This window comes from Streptomyces coeruleoprunus, from assembly GCF_039542925.1.
GTDB classification, from domain to species: domain Bacteria; phylum Actinomycetota; class Actinomycetes; order Streptomycetales; family Streptomycetaceae; genus Streptomyces; species Streptomyces coeruleoprunus.
The window spans coordinates 6,078,451-6,096,676 of sequence record NZ_BAABIT010000001.1 but is presented as its reverse complement, the minus strand read 5'-3'; the positions used below and the strand labels follow the sequence as shown (position 1 = coordinate 6,096,676).

Genomic DNA, 18,226 nt, shown 5'->3' with positions numbered 1-18,226 from the left:
GTCCGGGTCGGCGCGCCGGGCTCACTCCTGGCCGTCGTACGCGGCCAGCGCCTCCTGCGCCGCCCGCTGGGCGCTCTCCGCCAGCGCGGCGGGCGACACGATCCGGCCGTCCCGGCCGAGACGCAGGGCGAGCCGCCGCAGGGAGGCGGGGTCCGGGGTGCGCAGGGTGATGCGCAGCCCGCCGTCGGGCAGTTCCTCGGCACTGTCGTGCGGGTAGTACTCGGCCACCCAGCGCCCGCCGGGCCCCACCTCGACCACGACCTCCGGGTCGTCGGCCGAGGGCTGGACCAGCGCCTCCGACAGGTCGCGCAGCTCGATCTCGGGCGGCGCGGACGGCTCGTCGAGGATCCGGATCTCGGCCACCCGGTCGAGGCGGAAGGTGCGCCGCGCCTCGGACAGCCGGCACCACGCCTCCATATAGGTGTGGCCCACGGCGAACAGCCGGATCGGGTCGACCTCGCGCTCGGTCAGCTCGTCACGGGCCGGCGAGTAGTAGCGCAGCCACAGCCGCCGGCGCTCGGAGATGGCCCGGTCGACCTCGGCGAACACCCCGCCCTCCGACTCGAAGGTCACGGACAGCCGGGCGCTGGCGCCCGCCGCCTCGCCGGCGGCGGCCTCCAGCTTCGCGGTGGCCCGCAGCAGCGCCTCGCGGTCGCCGTCCCGCAGCCCGGGCAGCGTGGCGACGGCCCGCGCGGCCACCAGCAGCGCGGTGGCCTCGTCGGCGGCGATGCGCAGGGGCGCGGCGACGTCGTCGGGGTTGTGCCACCAGATCTGCTCGCCGTCGGTGTCGATGTCGAGCAGGTCACCGCCGCGGAAGCTGGTGCCGCACATGGGCAGCACGTCGAGGTCGGAGATCAGCTCGTCCTCGGTGATGCCGAAGGCGCGGGCGACGTCCCCGACGTGCGCGCCGGGGCGTTCCCGCAGATAGGTCACCAGGGAGAGCATCCGCCTGGTCTGGTCGATCGCGTTGGTGGCCATCGCTCGCTCGTCCGTCCGTCCCTTGTCCTCAGCAGCCCTTGGCCACGGCCCGCAGCCGGTCCACCACGTCGGCCCGCAGATCGGCGGGCTCCAGTACGACGACGTCCGGGCCGAACTCGACGAGCCAGGCGTCCAGGCCGTGTCCGTACGGGATCTCCAGCTCGTCCCAGCCGTCGCCGCAGTCCCGTACGGCCAGGGCGCGGGCGCGCAGCGGGTAGCCGCAGTCGGCGCGGAGCCGGATCCGGGCGGAGCGGGTGGCGCTCTCGCCGGCCCAGCGCTCGACGGTCTCCCGGACGGTCGACACGTCCGGCACGGGCGCGGTGAAGGCGCCGGCGCGGGAGCGGACCTTGCCGGTGATGCGGGAGAGCCGGAACACGCGCTCCGCGCCGCGGTCGCGGTCCCAGCCGGCCAGGTACCAGTGGCCGCGCCAGCACTCCAGGGTCCACGGCTCGACGTGCCGGGACTCGGCGCGGGCGGCGTTGGACTTGCGGTAGTCGAAGACGACGGGGCGCCGGTCGCGGCAGGCCAGCATCAGCGGTTCGAAGGCGGCCTCGTGGACGGGGATCCGCGGTTCGAGCGCGCTGTGCCGGTCGTCGTACGGGTCCTCGGCCTCGGGCATGCCGGCGGCGCGGAGCTTCTGGAGGGCGCCGCTGGCGGCGCCGGCCAGGCGGGCCTGCTGCCAGACCTTGGCGGCCAGGCCGAGGGCGGCGGCCTCCTCGGCGTCCAGCTGGATGGGCGGGAGCCGGTTGGAGTCGCGGCGGGCCAGGTAGCCGGTCTCGCCGTCGAGGTTCTCCACGGTCTCGATGACGAGGCCCAGCTCGCGCAGGTCGTCCTTGTCCCGCTCGAACATGCGGTTGAAGGAGTCGTCGGATCCGGTCCCGCCGCCGTCCCCGGGCCCGAAGGCCTCGACGTATGCCTCGATGGAGCCGCGCAGCTCCCGCTTGCTGAGCGGACGCCTCGTTCCCAGCAGGCACAGCGCCAGATTCATCAGCCGCTCGGCCTTGGCAATGGCCATCGACGCCCCGCACCTCTTCTGCTGAGTCACACATGGAGCCACATTCGCCCGATGACCGTACCGCCCCGGGGTGTCGTGACAAAAGTCGCCTCATATGCCCGAGGGCCCGTGCCGGATGGCACGGGCCCTCGGAACGGCCGGATCCGGCCGCCGTACGGCGGCCGTGAGGCGGCCCGGTCTCAGACCGCGACGAGGTCGCAGACGAAGATCAGCGTCTCGTTCGGGCCGATCTTGCCGCCGGCGCCGCGCGGGCCGTAGGCGAGGTGCGGCGGGATGATCAGCTGGCGGCGGCCGCCGACCTTCATGCCCTGGACGCCCTGGTCCCAGCCCGGAATGACCTGGCCGACACCGAGCTGGAACGCGAGCGGGGTGCCGCGGTTCCAGGAGGCGTCGAACTCCTCGCCGGAGGAGAAGGACACACCCACGTAGTGGACCTTCACCATGTCGCCGGCCTTGGCCTCGGCGCCGTCGCCCACCCAGATGTCCTTGATCTCAAGGTCGGCCGGCGGCTCGCCACCCGGGAAGTCGACCTCGGGCTTGTCGATGCTCACGTAGTGCTCCTACTTGATCGCTTGTGTGCAACTCGCACAGTCTTACATTGCCGCGAGGATGTCCACGACGAAGACCAGCGTGGAGTTGGCGGGCAGCTCGGGACCCTTGTCCTGGTCCTTGTACGCCTGGGCGGCCGGGATGACGAGCAGGACGCGGCTGCCGACCTTCTTGCCGACGATGCCCTTGTCCCAGCCCTCGATGACCTGGCCCTGGCCGATGACGGTGTCGAAGGGCTGGTTCCGGTTCCACGAGGAGTCGAACGGCTTCGCCGGGTTCTTGCCCTTGTTGATCTCCCAGGCGGCGCCCGTGTAGTGCATGTAGACGTGCTGGCCGGACTTGACCTCCGGGCCCTTGCCCTCGATCAGCACCTTGTCGACGAGGGTCTTCGGCGGGGCATTGTTCGGGATTTTGATGACGGCGGGCGCTTCCTTGTCCGCCTCGATCTGGGGCAGGTCCGCCGGGATGGGCGCCTGCTTGCCCTCGGCCTTCTTCGGCATGGTGCCCTGGATGTCCAGGACGAAGACCAGCGTGTCGGTGCCGGTGACGCCGATCTGCGGGTTGCCCTGCGGGCCGAAGCCGGCGGCGGGCGGGGCGACGACGAGGACGCGGCTGCCGGGCTTCTGGCCGATGACGCCGGTGGACAGGGCCGGGATGCTGGTCTCGGAGCCCGCGGTCACCAGCTGCGGCTTGCCGCCCTGGTCGTACGAGCTGCCGAGGTCCTTGGCGCCCTTCCACAGCTTGGCGGTGAAGTGGAACATCACCGCGTCGCCCTTCTTCACCGGCTCGCCCTTGCCCTCGGTGAGGGTGTGGACGACGAACGAGGAGCTGGGCTCCCCCTTGGGGATGGTGATGGTCGCCTTCTTGCCCGGCGCGCCGGACACCTGCGGCATCGGCGACGCGGACGCCACGGGCTTGGGCACCCCGGCCGCCCCGCTCGGCGACGCGGACGCCTCTGCCTCCGGCTTGGCGTCCTCACCTCCGCAGGCGGTGAGCAGCAGGGCCGGCACGATGAGAAGGGCGGCAAGTCGACGTCGTCGCACGGTCGTCCTCGGGGGGTTAGGTGGCGGTCAGGTGCCGTCACTCTACGGCCCTGTCCGGCCGCTCCCCACGTACGGCATGGGTCCGGCGTGCGAACCGGCGAACGCCGGGCCCCGCACCGGCCGTGCGGTGCGGGGCCCGGCGAGCGGGAGGGCGTTCCCTTCGGGGTCCTTCGGGGACCTTGCCGGGCCCGCCCTTCCCTCGGTCACATCCCGGCGATGAGCTTCTCCACCCGGTCGTCGACCGACCGGAACGGGTCCTTGCACAGCACGGTGCGCTGCGCCTGGTCGTTCAGCTTGAGGTGCACCCAGTCCACCGTGAAGTCCCGGCGCTGCTCCTGCGCCCGGCGGATGAAGTCGCCGCGCAGCCGCGCCCGGGTGGTCTGCGGGGGCACCGACTTGCCCTCGAAGATCTTCAGGTCGTTGCAGATACGGGCCGCCTGGCCCTTCTTCTCCAGCAGGTAGTACAGCCCCCGCCGGCGGTGGATGTCGTGGTACGCGAGGTCTATCTGGGCGATCCTCGGGTGCGACATCGTCATGTTGTGCTTGGCCCGGTACCGCTCCAGGAGCTTGTACTTCATCACCCAGTCGATCTCGGTGCCGATCCGGTCGAGGTCCTCCGACTCGATGGCGTCGAGGGTGCGGCCCCACAGCTCCAGCACCTGCGCCACGGTGCCGGTGCGGATGCCGCGCCGGTCGACGAAGTCGGCGGCCTTCTCGTAGTACTCGCGCTGGACCTCCAGGGCGGACGCCTCGCGCCCGCTGGCCAGGCGCACCTTGCGCTGGCCGGTGATGTCGTGGCTGACCTCGCGGATGGCCCGGATGGGGTTCTCCAGGGTGAGGTCGCGCATGACCGTGCCGGCCTCGATCATGCGCAGGACGAGGTCGGTGGCGCCGACCTTGAGGAGCATCGTCGTCTCGGACATGTTGGAGTCGCCGACGATGACGTGGAGGCGGCGGTACCGCTCGGCGTCCGCGTGCGGCTCGTCCCGGGTGTTGATGATGGGCCGGGAGCGGGTCGTCGCGGAGCTGACGCCCTCCCAGATGTGCTCGGCGCGCTGCGACACGCAGTAGACGGCGCCCCGCGGGGTCTGGAGCACCTTGCCCGCGCCGCACAGCAGCTGCCGGGTGACGAGGAACGGGATCAGGATGTCCGCGAGCCGGGAGAACTCCCCGTGCCGGGCGACGAGGTAGTTCTCGTGGCAGCCGTAGGAGTTTCCCGCCGAATCGGTGTTGTTCTTGAAGAGATAGACGTCGCCCGCGATTCCTTCCTCGTGCAGGCGGCGTTCGGCGTCCACGAGCAGACCTTCGAGAATGCGCTCGCCGGCCTTGTCATGGGTGACCAGTTCGGTCACGTTGTCGCATTCCGGCGTGGCGTATTCCGGATGCGAACCCACGTCGAGGTAGAGGCGGGCGCCGTTCCGCAGAAAGACGTTGCTGCTGCGGCCCCATGACACGACACGGCGGAAGAGGTAGCGCGCCACTTCGTCAGGAGACAGTCGGCGCTGTCCCCTGAACGTGCACGTGACGCCGTACTCGTTCTCCAGCCCGAAAATGCGGCGGTCCATGACTGAACATTACGCCTGACGGCCCGAGCTGAAACCGGGTTCGACGGTACCGTTTCGATCGTTTTCCGATACGCGCACGACCTGTTCGGTGTGTTGTGCCGTGCGCAGGGGAACCGCCAGAACCCGCCGGGTGGCCAGCAGGACCAGCAGCGCGGCGAATCCGCCGGCCCCCGCCACGGCGAAACTCGCGGTCGTGCCGGACAGCTCGACGGCGGGGCCCGCGGCGGCGGTTCCGACGGCGGCGCCCACGCCGAAGGTGGTGACCAGCCAGGAGAACGCCTCGGTGACGGTGCCCCGCGGGGCGTGCCGGTCCACGACGAGGAACGCGCAGGCGATGGCGGGCGCCAGGAACACGCCGGACAGCGCGGCGAGGGCGGTCATGGCGACGACGCCGGGGGTGAGCGTCAGCGGCAGGTAGCCCAGCGCGAGCAGCGCCACGAGGACGCGCAGCCGCGGCTCGGGCGGTCCGGCCCACGGCCGCGCCCCGTAGACGGTGCCGCCGACCAGGGCGCCGAGGCCCAGCGCGGCCATCAGCCAGCCGTACACGGAGCCGTCGCCGTGGTCGTCCGCGTACGCCACGCCGGCGACGGTGATGGAGCCCAGGGCGAGGCCGACGAAGAAGAACGCGCCGAGCAGGGCGAGCAGCCCGGGCGAGCGCAGGGCGCCCAGCCAGTGGGCCTCGCGCGGCTCGGAGCGCCACTCGCGGGACGGCTTGGAGACGACGACCGAGAGCGCGCCCAGCACGCCGATCACGTTGATCACGAGCAGGGCGGCGGCGGGCGAGCGGACCGCGACGAGCAGGGTGACCAGGAGCGGGCCGACCGTGAACATGACCTCCTGGGCGACCGCGTCCAGGGCGTACGCGCGGTGGACCTGGTCCTCCCGGCGCAGCACGCTCGGCCACAGGGCACGCAGACCGCCTTCGAGGGGCGGGGTGAACAGCCCGGCCACGATCACGGCGGCGAAGGCCAGCGGCAGCGAGGCGACGCCGGTGAGGGCCAGGACGATCATGCCGAGCGCGGAGACGACCGCCGAGGGCAGCTGGACGCGGGGCTGGCCGTACAGGTCGACGGCGCGACCGAGCAGCGGCTGGCCGACGGCGGTGGCGAGACCGTACGCGGCGGCGAGGGTGCCGCCCAGGGTGTAGCTGCCGCCCTCGGCCCGGACGAACAGCATGATCGCGATGTGGCCGGTGCCGTTGGGAAGCCGTCCCACGAGCGTGCCGACGAGCAGCCGCAGGGCGTGCGGCGCCCTGAGTATCTCGGCGTATCCGCCCCCGCCTGCCCCGGCCATGTCGATCCCCTTCCCGGGTGCTCGTGAAGTTTTACGTATAACGTCCTCCGTCATACGTACCATGTCGGCATCTCGCGGGTCCACCCCGCGGTCAGTGATCGTCGGACGCGGAGGCGGATGTGAAGGCCCCGGAACCTGTCGGTGGGGCGCGCCCCACCAGCCGTGACGTCGCCCGGGCCGCCGGCGTCTCGCAGGCCACCGTCTCGCTCGTCCTCGGCGACAAGTGGCGCGGCCGGGTGTCGGAGCGCACCGCCGGCCTCGTGCGGGACGCCGCCCGTACGCTCGGCTACCGCCCCAACCTCGCGGCCCGCAACCTCCGTCTCGGGCGGACGCGTACGGCCCTGCTGGTCGTCCCGGCCCTCACCAACGAGTTCTTCGCCCGCGTCTACACCGGCGCCGCGTCGGTCGCCGCCCGCCATGGCTTCGGCGTCGTCCTCTACCCGTCACCGGCGGGCGTCGGCCCCGCCAGGGACCCCTTCGCGTCCGCGCGCGCCGCGCTCGACGGGGTGATCGCCTCCTCGATGGCCACCGACGCGCTGACCGCCTTCCGCGGCACCGACCTGCCGCTCGTCATGCTCGACAGCGACCCCTCGGACGAGGGCTCCGCCGCCCAGGTCAACCTCGATGTCGCCGACGGCATGCGCCAGGTGACGGACCATCTGCTGGCCCTCGGCCACCGGCGTTTCGTGCACCTCGCCTCGGCCGTGCCCTCCTGGACCTTCGACGTCCGCGCCCGGGCCCTCCACGCCTGCCTCGGGGCCGTCCCGGACGTCACGGTACGGACCGTCCCGGCGCCCCTCGACGTGGCGGGCGCCCGCCAGGCCGCCCAGCACGCCCTGACCGCCCCGGGACCCCGCCCCACGGCGCTGGTCTGCGACGACGACGTCCTGGCCGCGGGCGCCTGCAAGGCGGTACGGCGCCTGGGCCTGCGCGTCCCGGAGGACGTGTCGGTCACCGGCTTCGACGACCTGGCGCTCGCCACCGCCCTGGAACCGGAGCTGACGACCGTACGACTGCCCGCCGAACGGATCGGCGAACGCGGCATGGAGGCCCTCCTGGCGGTCCTGGAGGGCCACGCCCCCCGCGCGGACGACCTCCCCGTCACCCTGATGCCCCGGGGCTCCACGGCCCCGCCCCCGGCGGACTGACGCACCGCCCGCGGGCCTCGGCCAGGCGGGCTGACCCGGAGCGCGCGACCCCGCTCGGCGCCCTCCTGCTGCCCGAGGACGTCCGGACCGGGGCCGCCGCTTCACCTCAGGGGGCCGGGGTGCCCGCGGCCGACCCAGCCCTCCCGACGGCCATGGCTCCCCCTCTGCCGGACACGCCCGCGCCCCGGTGGCCACGAAGGCGACCGGGGCGCGGGGAGCGGAAGGGTCCGGGGTCAGTCCTCGGACGTCTCCGCCTCGTCCGACTCCGCGTCCGTCGGGGTCGTCGCCGGCTCCTGGGACTCCAGCAGGCGGGCCAGCTGGCGGCCGACGATGCGCTTGAACTTGCGGGACTGGGGACGTGTGCGGTCCAGCACCGCCACCTCCAGCCGCTCCGCGGGGATCTCCCGCTCGCTGCCGTTGGTGTCCCGGGAGAGCGCCTGGACGGCCAGCTTCAGCGCCTCCGCCAGCGACATGCCGTCGCGGTGGCGCTGGTCCAGGAAGTTGCCGATCTGCTCGGCGTTGCCGCCGACCGCGACCGAGCCGTGCTCGTCGACGATCGAGCCGTCGTGCGGCAGCCGGTAGATCTGGTCGCCCTCCGGCGAGGTGCCGACCTCGGCGACGACCAGCTCGACCTCGTAGGGCTTCTCGCCGGCGCTGGAGAAGATCGTGCCCAGCGTCTGCGCGTACACGTTCGCCAGGCCGCGGGCCGTCACGTCGTCGCGGTCGTAGGTGTAGCCGCGCAGATCCGCGTAGCGCACGCCGCCGATCCGCAGGTTCTCGTACTCGTTGTACTTGCCGGCGGCCGCGAAGCCGATCCGGTCGTAGATCTCGCTGAACTTGTGCAGCGCGCGGGACGGGTTCTCACCGACGAAGACGATGCCGTCGGCGTACTGCAGCACGACCAGGCTGCGACCACGGGCGATGCCCTTCCGGGCGTACTCCGCCCGGTCGGCCATCGCCTGCTGGGGTGAGACATAGAACGGCGTCGACACCGGCTATCCGTCCCTTTCTGTCAGTGGCATGTGGGTTCCAGAAGAGGGGCGCATCAGAGCAGCTCGGCACGCGGGCCGTCGGGCTGCTCCAGGCGGCGCTCCAGGATGGAGCGGGCGATCTCCGAGGACTCGGCCTCGGTCAGCCGGCGATAGCCGTCCTCCGTGATCACGGCGACGATCGGGTAGATGCGGCGGGCCACGTCCGGGCCGCCCGTCGCCGAGTCGTCGTCCGCGGCGTCGTACAGCGCCTGCACGACGAGGGTGACGGCCTGCTGCTCCGTCAGGTCCTCGCGGTACAGCTTCTTCATCGACCCGCGGGCGAAGAGCGAACCCGAGCCGGTCGCCGCGAAGCCGTGCTCCTCGGACCGGCCGCCGGTCACGTCGTACGAGAAGATCCGGCCCCTCTCGCGCTCCAGGTCCCAGCCGGCGAAGAGCGGCACGACGGCCAGGCCCTGCATGGCCATGCCCAGGTTCGAGCGGATCATCGTGGAGAGCCGGTTGGCCTTGCCCTCCAGGGAGAGCTGGGCGCCCTCGACCTTCTCGAAGTGCTCCAGCTCCAGCTGGAACAGCTTCACCATCTCGACCGCCAGGCCCGCCGTACCGGCGATGCCCACCGCGGAGTACTCGTCGGAGGGGAACACCTTCTCGATGTCCCGCTGCGCGATCATGTTGCCCATGGTGGCCCGCCGGTCGCCGGCCAGCACCACGCCGCCGGGGAAGCTGGCCGCGACGATGGTCGTGCCGTGCGGGGCCTCGATGACGCCCTGCACCGGGGGCAGCGTCCGCCGGCCCGGCAGCAGCTCCGGCGAGTGGTCGGCCAGGAAGTCCATGAAGGACGAGGAGCCAGGCGTCAGGAAGGCAGCTGGTAGACGCCCGGTGCTACGAGTGTTGGGTTCCACGAGTTCCCCTCCAGATAGGCGGCCGCCCGACGGACGGTGTCAGGACTTCTCCCAACTTGCCGATGGCCGAATTGCAGTTGAAGCACACTACGCCACGGACCTTACCCGGCGCGTGACGATGATCCACATCGCTGTGGGACAGGGCGGGGACAGGGCTGCGCGCGGTCTGCCCTCGGCGAACCGCGCGCAGCTCCGATCTTCCGGGCTCTGCCGGCCAACCCCCGCTCACCTTCGATCCGAAGGCAAGGCGGGGCTACTGGCCGCCCTTCTGAACGAAGGATCGGACGAAGTCCTCGGCATTCTCCTCAAGGACGTCATCGATCTCGTCGAGTACGGAGTCGACGTCGTCGCTCAGCTTCTCGTGGCGCTCCTTGAGGTCCTCCGAGGCCTGCGCCTCGGGCGCCTGCTCCTCGACCTCCTCCGTGGAGCGCGTGGCCTTCTGCTGTCCGCCGCCGGTGTCCTTGGTCGCCATATCCCTCACCCCGCTCGGTCTGCCCGCTTGGTTCGGTTGGTTGGGTGCCTCAAGATCAGACCCTACAAGCCCGGTCCGACATCGGCTCTGCACTTCCTCAACGTCCCGGGATCACCCCGTGATCCCGGGATACCCCGCTGAGGGTCGGTTCAGCCGCCGGACAGGACGCGGACCAGTTCCTCGGCCGTGCGGCAGCGGTCCAGCAGCTCCTTCACATGGTTGCGGGTACCCCGCAGCGGCTCGAGCGTGGGCACCCGCTGCAGCGAGTCGCGTCCCGGCAGGTCGAAGATCACCGAGTCCCAGGAGGCCGCGGCCACGTCGTCGGCGTACTGCTCCAGGCAGCGGCCGCGGAAATAGGCCCTGGTGTCCTCAGGAGGCTGCTTCTCGGCCCGCTCGACGTCGGCCTCGTCCAACAGGCGCTTCATCTTGCCGCGGGCCACCAGACGGTTGTACAGGCCCTTCTCGGGGCGCACGTCGGCGTACTGCAGGTCGACCAGGTGGAGCCGGGCGGCGTCCCAGTCCAGGCCGTCGCGGCGCCGGTAGCCCTCCAGCAGCTCACGCTTCGCGACCCAGTCCAGCTCGCCCGACAGGCTCATCGGGTCGTTCTCCAGCCGGTTCAGGGTGTCCTCCCACCGGGTGAGGACGTCCTTCGTCTGCTCGTCGGCGTCGGCACCGAAGCGGTCCTCGACGTACTTGCGGGCCAGCTCGAAGTACTCCATCTGGAGCTGGACCGCGGTGAGTGTCCGGCCGCTGCGCAGCGTGATCAGACGCTGGAGGGTCGGGTCGTGCGAGACCTGGTGGAGGGTGCGTACGGGCTGGTCGACGGCGAGGTCGACGGTGATGAAGCCGTCCTCGATCATGGAGAGCACCAGGGACGTGGTGCCGAGCTTCAGGTACGTCGAGATCTCGGAGAGGTTCGCGTCGCCGATGATCACATGGAGGCGGCGGTACTTCTCGGCGTCGGCGTGGGGCTCGTCGCGCGTGTTGATGATGGGCCGCTTGAGGGTGGTCTCCAGGCCGACCTCGACCTCGAAGTAGTCGGCGCGCTGGCTGATCTGGAAGCCGTGCTCGTGGCCGTCCTGGCCGATGCCGACGCGGCCGGCGCCGGTGACCACCTGGCGGGAGACGAAGAACGGCGTGAGGTGCCGCACGATGTCCGAGAAGGCGGTCTCCCGCTTCATCAGGTAGTTCTCGTGCGTGCCGTAGGACGCGCCCTTGTTGTCGGTGTTGTTCTTGTACAGGTGGATCGGCTGGGCGCCGGGGAGCTGGGCGGCGCGCTCGGCGGCCTCGGCCATGATCCGCTCGCCGGCCTTGTCCCAGAGGACGGCGTCACGCGGATTGGTGACCTCCGGGGCGCTGTACTCCGGGTGGGCGTGGTCCACGTAGAGCCGGGCGCCGTTGGTGAGGATCACGTTGGCCAGGCCGATGTCCTCGTCGGTGAGCTGGCTGGCGTCGGCGGCCTCGCGGGCGAGGTCGAAGCCGCGGGCGTCCCGCAGCGGGTTCTCCTCCTCGAAGTCCCAGCGGGCGCGTCGCGCCCGGTGCATCGCCGCGGCGTAGGCGTTGACGATCTGGGACGAGGTGAGCATGGCATTGGCGTTCGGGTGGCCGGGGACGGAGATGCCGTACTCCGTCTCGATGCCCATTACTCGCCGTACAGTCATGCGGCCCTCCTTGCCCGGCGGCGTCCCCGCGCGGGAACGGCGCTCGAGTACCGGTTCTCCGATGCGTGTGCGGTGCCCGTCCCCGCACTGCGCGACTCGGCGGTACGGAAGAGCCTAGAGCGCCTTTGCGCTGGTGGGGAGATCAATTGCGTCATTGCTCGGCTGTGGCTCCGGTGTGGGGGTGCGTGGCCGGACCCGGGTGGAAAGCAGGCGGCTGCGGATGCCCCTTCCGGACATCCGCAGCCGGTTCTGCGTTTTACAGGTACTGACCGGTGTTCGCCACCGTGTCGATGGAGCGTCCGGTGTCCGCGCCCTGCTTTCCGGTGACGAGGGTGCGGATGAAGACGATCCGCTCGCCCTTCTTTCCGGAAATACGGGCCCAGTCGTCCGGGTTCGTCGTGTTCGGCAGGTCCTCGTTCTCCTTGAACTCGTCCACGCAGGCCTGGAGGAGGTGGGAGACGCGGATGCCCTTCTGGTTCTGATCGAGGAAGGCCTTGATGGCCATCTTCTTGGCCCGGTCGACGATGTTCTGGATCATCGCTCCGGAATTGAAGTCCTTGAAGTACAGGACTTCCTTGTCGCCATTCGCGTACGTGACCTCGAGGAACCGGTTCTCCTCGGATTCCGCGTACATCTGCTCCACGACGGACTGGATCATGGCCTGGGCGGCGGCTTCCTTGGAGCCGTTGTGCTCGGCCAGGTCGTCCGCGTGCAGCGGCAGCGACGCCGTCAGGTACTTGCCGAAGATGTCCCTGGCGGCCTCGGCGTCCGGACGCTCGATCTTGATCTTCACGTCGAGCCGGCCGGGGCGCAGGATGGCCGGGTCGATCATGTCCTCGCGGTTGGAGGCGCCGATGACGATGACGTTCTCCAGGCCCTCCACACCGTCGATCTCGGCGAGCAGCTGCGGGACGATGGTGTTCTCCACGTCCGAGCTGACGCCGGAGCCGCGGGTGCGGAAGAGGGACTCCATCTCGTCGAAGAAGACGATGACGGGTGTGCCCTCGCCGGCCTTCTCGCGGGCCCGCTGGAAGACCAGGCGGATGTGCCGCTCGGTCTCGCCGACGTACTTGTTGAGCAGCTCGGGGCCCTTGATGTTCAGGAAGTAGCTCTTGCCCGCGGGCTGTCCGGTGACCTCGGCGACCTTCTTGGCAAGGGAGTTGGCGACGGCCTTGGCGATGAGCGTCTTGCCGCAGCCGGGCGGGCCGTAGAGCAGGATGCCCTTGGGCGGCCGCAGCTCGTGCTCCTTGAAGAGGTCGGGGTAGAGGTACGGAAGCTCGACCGCGTCGCGGATCAGCTCGATCTGGTTGCCCAGGCCGCCGATCTTGTCGTAGTCGACGTCCGGCACCTCTTCGAGGACGAGTTCCTCGACCTCGCTCTTCGGGATCACCTCGTAGACGTAGCCGGACCTGGGCTCCAGCAGGAGGGCGTCGCCGGGACGGATGGTGACGTCCAGCAGCGGCTCGGCGAGCCGCACCACCCGCTCCTCGTCGGTGTGGCCGATGACCAGGGCGCGCTCGCCGTCCTCCAGGATCTCCTTGAGGGTGACGATGTCACCGGCGCGCTCGAACTCCATGGCGTCGACCACGTTGAGCGCTTCGTTGAGCATGACTTCCTGGCCGCGCCTGAGCTCGTCGAGCTCGATGCTCGGGCTGACGTTCACCCGGAGCTTGCGGCCGCCGGTGAAGATGTCGCAGGTGCCGTCCTCGTTCGCCTGCAGGAACACACCGAAGCCGGCCGGTGGCTGTGCGAGGCGGTCGACCTCCTCCTTGAGGGCCACGATCTGGTCGCGGGCCTCACGGAGCGTGTTGGCGAGCCGCTCGTTCTGTGCGGACACGCCGGCCAGGTTGGTCTGCAGCTCGACGATCCGCTCCTCGAGAATCCTCGTGTGCCGCGGAGAGTCGGCGAGCTTACGTCGCAGGACGGCGATTTCCTGCTCGAGATAGGCGACCTGGCCGGCAGGGTCGTCAGACCCCCGCCCCGGCCGGATGCCGCGGTTGATGTCGTCGTCGTGGGCTGCCACGGTCCTCACCTCCTCCAAGGGGAGCTGGACGCTTCCAGACCCTACCTGCGTGGGTGGTGATTGAAACCCCTAGATCACAAAGACTCTCGAGGTGTGTCCGATCTTCACCCTTGCGCTCTCCCCCACGTCAAGGGAATACCCACCCATCAACATCGGAAAGCGGCCGGTTGTATCGTCATCAGTGGCCAACACCCGTCAGGGAGGGCCCGACTTACTTCATGAAGCTCTCTACGGAGCTTGAACCGACGCAGGAAACGGCAGGGCAGATGACCGCGCAGCACGAGGCTCCCACCACGGCCGCCGGAGAGGCTCTGGAGGTCTGGATCGACCAGGACCTCTGCACCGGCGACGGTATCTGCGCGCAGTACGCCCCCGAGGTCTTCGAGCTGGACATCGACGGGCTGGCGTACGTGAAGTCCGGGGACGACGAGCTGCTCCAGGAGCCGGGGGCCACGACTCCGGTTCCGCTTCCGCTTCTCCAGGACGTGATCGACTCCGCGAAGGAGTGTCCGGGCGACTGCATCCACGTACGTCGTGTTTCGGACAGCGTGGAAGTCTACGGCCCTGACGCTGAGTGACCACTCAGGCGCGGGACGCCTCTGAGCCGGCGCCGCGGACGAACCGTCCGCCGGTCCACCGCCAGGAGACCTCCTCGCGCTTGTCGGGGCAGCAGCGGGGGACGTCGGCGGACGAGTAGCCGAGCAGTGTGGCGGTGACCGCTCCGCCGCGTACGGCGAGGTCACCGATGTTGACGCGGTCCGTGGGCGTGACGAGGGTCGCCACGACGCGGGGGCCCGCGCCCGCGGGCCCGGTCAGCACGTACAGGCCGTGCGGCGGAGTGCCGGAGCCGGCGCCGCAGTGGACCGCAGCGACGGTTTCGGGGCGGCCGTCGCCGTCGAGGTCGCCCGTGGCCTTCCTGGCCACGACGGTGGGCGCGCCCCGGCAGTCGAGCGGGTAGGTGACCGCGGCGGCGTCGGGGGCGGGCGCGGGAGCCGGGGCGGCGGCCGTGCCGGTGCCGGGCAGTGACGCGGTGGCCGGTTCCGGTTGTACAAGTCCGGCGAGGGCCACGACTCCGGCCATGGCCGTGGCGGTGACGAGCCAGTGCATCGGGCCGGCATGGGTGTGCGCGAGGTCCGGGACGGCGGAGGTCTGCACGCGGAGTGTCTCCTGTGGGCTGTGCGGTGGAGGTGGCCAGCATCGTGCCACACGTCACAGGGAGGGGGAACCACGGGGTGTGCGCTCAGGCCGGCGGGCCGGGCCCGAGCGGGTGAACACGGCGGCGCCGCCGCGCAGTTTCCCTCATGGTGCGGGAACTGGGCGGCGGCGCTGTCGCGTTGTCGGGGCGTCAGCCCTTGTTGGGACCCTCGTAGTCCTCGCCGTAGGCGCCCTTGGCGGGGCGGCGGCGGCGCATCGGGGGCTCGACGCCGTCGGCCAGGCGGCGGGCGGTGACGAGGAATCCGGTGTGGCCGATCATGCGGTGGTCCGGGCGGACGGCCAGGCCCTCCACGTGCCAGTTGCGGATCATCGACTCCCAGGGCTGCGGCTCGGCGTAGCAGCCGATCTCGCGGATGGACTCCACGGTCCGGGCCAGCTGGGTGGTGGTCGCCACGTAGCAGCAGAGGATGCCGCCGGGGACGAGCGCCTTGGAGACGGCCTCCAGGCACTCCCAGGGGGCGAGCATGTCGAGGATCACACGGTCGACGTCGGTGTCGGACAGGTTGTCCTGGAGGTCGCCGACGGTGAGCTGCCAGGCCGGGTGCGGGCCGCCGAAGTAGCGCTCGACGTTGGCCTTGGCGATCTCGGCGAAGTCCTCACGGCGCTCGTACGAGTGGAGCATGCCGCTGTCGCCGATGGCGCGCAGCAGGAAGCTGCTGAGCGAGCCCGAGCCCACCCCGGCCTCGACGACGCGGGCGCCGGGGAAGATGTCGGCGAAGGCGAGGATCTGCCCCGCGTCCTTGGGGTAGACCACGGCGGCGCCGCGGGGCATGGACAGGACGTAGTCGGGGAGCAGGGGGCGCAGCGCGAGGTAGGCGACGTTTCCCGTGGTACGGACAACACTGCCCTCGGGGGCGCCGATCAGCTCGTCGTGCGGGAAGGACCCCTTGTGGGTGTGGAAGTTCTTCCCGGCCTCGAGCGTGAACGTGTAGTGGCGTCCCTTGGGGTCGGTGAGCTGGACCTGGTCCCCGACCTTGAAGGGCCCGCGACGGCGGGCGGCACCGGTCGGTTCGGACATGTGACCAGGGTACCCGGCGGCGCCGCGGCCGCTGACCACGCCCGCCGGCCGGTCAGGAGGAGGTGGGGCGGGCCATGGCGCGAACGAAGGCGCGCTCCACGTCGGCGGTGGACAGGACACCGTAGATCTCGCCGGTCTCCTCGACCACCAGGTACTCCGTGGCGGGCGTCTCGCGGAGCTTGTCGAGGAGGGCCTCCCCGGCGAGTTCGGCGGGGACCCTCATGCCGTCGGTGAGGTCCTGGGCCAGGCCGCTGACGGCGACCCAGGGGCGGCGGTGCTGGGGGATGCCGACGATGGCCGTCTCGCGGACGAGGGCGGTGGGTTCGCCGTGGCCGTCGACGACGACGAGGGCGCGGGCGCCCGCCTCGTTGGCGCGGCGCAGGGCTTCGGAGAGCGGCGTGTCGGACTCGACGGGGACGGCTCGCCGGGTGAGGCTGCGGGCGCGCAGCTCGGGGAGGTGCTCGCGGAGGCGGGCCATGCGCAGGCTGTTGCCGGCGCCGGTCCAGATGATCGCGGCGAGGATGGCGGCGAGCAGGGCGTCGGTGACGGTGTCCATGCCGCTGATCTCGCCGCGCCCGCCGAGGGCGCCGGTGTGGGTGAGGAGCGGCAGGCCGATGAGGACCGTGATGGCCAGGGCGCGGCCGACCCAGGCGGCGGCGACGGTGCCGCTCATCGCCTTGCCGGTGATCTTCCACACGACGGCGCGGAGCATCCGGCCGCCGTCCAGGGGCAGGCCGGGGAGCAGGTTGAACGCGGCGACGATGAGGTTGGAGATCATCAGGCCGGCGAGGATGACGCCGGGGACGGTGCCGGGTTCGACGGCCTGCATCGCGGCGTAGAAGACGCCCGAGAGGACGAGGGAGAGCAGGGGCCCGACGAAGGCGAGGACGAACTCGCGGCCGGGGGTCTCGGTCTCCTTCTCGATCTCGGAGACGCCGCCGAAGAACTGGAGCTGGATGCGGCGCACCGGGAGCTTGAAGCGGAGGGCCGCGACGGTGTGGGCCAGTTCGTGGACGAGGACCGAGGCGTAGAAGGCGACGGCGAAGAAGAGGGAGACGAGGTAGCGGGCGCCGCCCAGTTCGGGCAGGACCCGGTCGAGCTGGCCGCCGAAGACCCAGGTGATGAGGGCCGCGACGAGGAACCAGCTGGGGGCGACGTAGACGGGCACGCCGAAGACGCGGCCCATGAGGATGCCGCCGCCGGGTTCGCCCGAGCGTCGTCGCTTCCCGCCGTCGCGGGGGGTTCCGGCCGTGTCGGACCGCGGGCGGGTGGTCTCGCCGCTCTCGTCGTCCTGGTTCACGGGTTCCCTTCGATATGCGGTGTGCGAGCGTCTGGCGTCGATGGTATGCCGCCGGCTGTCGGTGGCGGGCCGTAGGGTTCTGAGTCATGACTTCCCGTCCGTCCGCTCCGTCCGGTCCGTCCGCCTCCGTCGATCCGTCCCCTTCCGCCGACCCCGACGCGTCCGCTTCCCCCGGTGGGTCCTCCTCTCCGGATCCGCGGCCGCCGTCGTCGCTGTCCCCGTCGCGGGCGAGCGACTTCATGCAGTGTCCCCTGCTGTACCGGTTCCGGGTGATCGACAAGCTGCCGGAGAAGCCGAGCGCGGCGGCGACGCGGGGCACGCTGGTGCACGCGGTGCTGGAGCGGCTCTTCGACGACCCGGCGGCCGAGCGGACGGCGCCGAGGGCGCGGGCGATGGTGCCGGGGCAGTGGAACCGGCTGCTGGAGTCGCGGCCGGAGCTCGGGGTGCTGTTCGAGGGCGACGAGGGGAGCACCGACGGCGAGCGGCTGGCGCGCTGGCTGGAGGAGGCCGAGGAGCTGGTCGAGCGGTGGTTCGCGCTGGAGGACCCGACGCGGCTGGAGCCGGCCGAGCGGGAGCTGTTCGTGGAGACGGAGCTGGAGTCGGGGCTGCGGCTGCGGGGCGTGATCGACCGGGTGGACGTGGCGCCGACGGGTGAGGTGCGGATCGTCGACTACAAGACGGGCAAGGCGCCGAAGCCGGAGTACAGCGAGGGCGCGCTGTTCCAGATGACGTTCTACGCGTTGGTGGTCTGGCGGCTGAAGGGCGTGGTGCCGCGCCGGCTCCAGCTGGTGTACCTGGGCAGCGGCGACGTGCTGACGTACGACCCGGTGGAGGCGGACCTGCGCCGGGTAGAGCGCAAGCTGCTGGCGCTGTGGGACGCGATCCGGAAGGCCACCGAGACGGGCGACTGGCGGCCGCGGCCGACGAAGCTGTGCGGGTGGTGCGACCACCAGGCGTTCTGCCCGGAATTCGGCGGGACTCCCCCGGTCTACCCGCTGTCCGTGCGCCGGCCCGGGTCGGGGCAGAATGAGGGCGATCCAGCGAGCCTTTAAGGA

The 18,226-nt window shown here is 71.1% G+C and carries 17 protein-coding genes and 1 pseudogene; 3 read left to right on the top strand and 15 right to left on the bottom strand.

The window, feature by feature from the left end:
* Positions 1-21 precede the first annotated feature (21 nt).
* The 6 genes from ABEB09_RS27290 to ABEB09_RS27265 form a co-directional block, all read right to left on the bottom strand.
* Positions 22-978 carry a helix-turn-helix transcriptional regulator gene (locus ABEB09_RS27290; protein ID WP_345692567.1) on the bottom strand — a complete coding sequence of 319 codons (957 nt, stop codon included), beginning with the start codon at positions 976-978 and terminating at the stop codon, positions 22-24.
* A gap of 28 nt (positions 979-1,006) precedes the next feature.
* Entirely contained in the window at positions 1,007-1,993 is a 987-nt protein-coding gene (locus ABEB09_RS27285) for a helix-turn-helix transcriptional regulator (protein WP_345692566.1), read from the bottom strand.
* 179 nt (positions 1,994-2,172) lie between these two features.
* The gene (locus ABEB09_RS27280; RefSeq protein WP_345692565.1) at positions 2,173-2,544 is read right to left on the bottom strand and encodes an FKBP-type peptidyl-prolyl cis-trans isomerase; all 372 of its coding nucleotides are present in this window, start codon (positions 2,542-2,544) and stop codon (positions 2,173-2,175) included.
* 42 nt (positions 2,545-2,586) lie between these two features.
* Positions 2,587-3,585: an FKBP-type peptidyl-prolyl cis-trans isomerase gene (locus tag ABEB09_RS27275; RefSeq protein WP_345692564.1), complete on the bottom strand. Its 999-nt coding sequence runs from the start codon at positions 3,583-3,585 to the stop codon at positions 2,587-2,589.
* 203 nt (positions 3,586-3,788) lie between these two features.
* Positions 3,789-5,150 carry a Pup--protein ligase gene (pafA, locus tag ABEB09_RS27270; RefSeq protein ID WP_345692563.1) on the bottom strand — a complete coding sequence of 454 codons (1,362 nt, stop codon included), beginning with the start codon at positions 5,148-5,150 and terminating at the stop codon, positions 3,789-3,791.
* A gap of 9 nt (positions 5,151-5,159) precedes the next feature.
* Positions 5,160-6,443, bottom strand: a complete 1,284-nt coding sequence (locus ABEB09_RS27265; RefSeq protein WP_345692562.1) for an MFS transporter — start codon at positions 6,441-6,443, stop codon at positions 5,160-5,162.
* Between the two features lie 119 nt (positions 6,444-6,562).
* Here ABEB09_RS27265 and ABEB09_RS27260 point away from each other — a divergent pair, with 119 nt between their 5' ends.
* Positions 6,563-7,591 carry a LacI family DNA-binding transcriptional regulator gene (locus ABEB09_RS27260; protein WP_345692561.1) on the top strand — a complete coding sequence of 343 codons (1,029 nt, stop codon included), beginning with the start codon at positions 6,563-6,565 and terminating at the stop codon, positions 7,589-7,591.
* Between the two features lie 233 nt (positions 7,592-7,824).
* Here the strand turns inward: ABEB09_RS27260 and prcA are convergent, their stop codons facing one another.
* From prcA to arc, 6 genes and pseudogenes are all read right to left on the bottom strand, one after another.
* Positions 7,825-8,583, bottom strand: coding sequence for a proteasome subunit alpha (prcA, locus tag ABEB09_RS27255; protein WP_345692560.1), 759 nt, complete (start codon positions 8,581-8,583; stop codon positions 7,825-7,827).
* A gap of 53 nt (positions 8,584-8,636) precedes the next feature.
* Complete coding sequence (prcB, locus tag ABEB09_RS27250) at positions 8,637-9,482, bottom strand: proteasome subunit beta (protein ID WP_345692559.1); 846 nt, start codon at positions 9,480-9,482, stop codon at positions 8,637-8,639.
* Positions 9,434-9,609: pseudogene (locus ABEB09_RS27245) on the bottom strand (endonuclease domain-containing protein); the annotation flags it as partial. The gene prcB and the pseudogene ABEB09_RS27245, both read right to left, overlap by 49 nt.
* Before the next feature lie 126 nt (positions 9,610-9,735).
* Entirely contained in the window at positions 9,736-9,954 is a 219-nt protein-coding gene (locus tag ABEB09_RS27240) for a ubiquitin-like protein Pup (protein WP_071265979.1), read from the bottom strand.
* A 149-nt stretch (positions 9,955-10,103) separates the two neighbouring features.
* Positions 10,104-11,615: a depupylase/deamidase Dop gene (dop, locus tag ABEB09_RS27235; protein WP_345692558.1), complete on the bottom strand. Its 1,512-nt coding sequence runs from the start codon at positions 11,613-11,615 to the stop codon at positions 10,104-10,106.
* Positions 11,616-11,871: 256 nt separating this feature from the next.
* On the bottom strand, positions 11,872-13,638 hold the full coding sequence (gene arc, locus ABEB09_RS27230; RefSeq protein WP_345692557.1) for a proteasome ATPase: 1,767 nt from the start codon (positions 13,636-13,638) through the stop codon (positions 11,872-11,874).
* 266 nt (positions 13,639-13,904) lie between these two features.
* Between arc and ABEB09_RS27225 the strand changes: the two genes are divergently transcribed.
* Entirely contained in the window at positions 13,905-14,216 is a 312-nt protein-coding gene (locus ABEB09_RS27225) for a ferredoxin (protein ID WP_345692556.1), read from the top strand.
* 4 nt (positions 14,217-14,220) lie between these two features.
* On the opposite strand, the gene ABEB09_RS27220 is transcribed toward ABEB09_RS27225, so the two are convergent.
* The 3 genes from ABEB09_RS27220 to ABEB09_RS27210 all read right to left on the bottom strand — a co-directional run bounded on the left by ABEB09_RS27220 (position 14,221) and on the right by ABEB09_RS27210 (position 17,171).
* Positions 14,221-14,793, bottom strand: a complete 573-nt coding sequence (locus tag ABEB09_RS27220; RefSeq protein WP_345692555.1) for a hypothetical protein — start codon at positions 14,791-14,793, stop codon at positions 14,221-14,223.
* A 190-nt stretch (positions 14,794-14,983) separates the two neighbouring features.
* Positions 14,984-15,871: a tRNA (adenine-N1)-methyltransferase gene (locus tag ABEB09_RS27215; RefSeq protein ID WP_345692554.1), complete on the bottom strand. Its 888-nt coding sequence runs from the start codon at positions 15,869-15,871 to the stop codon at positions 14,984-14,986.
* A gap of 52 nt (positions 15,872-15,923) precedes the next feature.
* On the bottom strand, positions 15,924-17,171 hold the full coding sequence (locus ABEB09_RS27210; protein ID WP_345692553.1) for a site-2 protease family protein: 1,248 nt from the start codon (positions 17,169-17,171) through the stop codon (positions 15,924-15,926).
* Between the two features lie 239 nt (positions 17,172-17,410).
* Here ABEB09_RS27210 and ABEB09_RS27205 point away from each other — a divergent pair, with 239 nt between their 5' ends.
* Positions 17,411-18,223, top strand: a complete 813-nt coding sequence (locus ABEB09_RS27205; RefSeq protein WP_345692552.1) for a RecB family exonuclease — start codon at positions 17,411-17,413, stop codon at positions 18,221-18,223.
* The last annotated feature ends 3 nt before the right edge of the window (positions 18,224-18,226 follow it).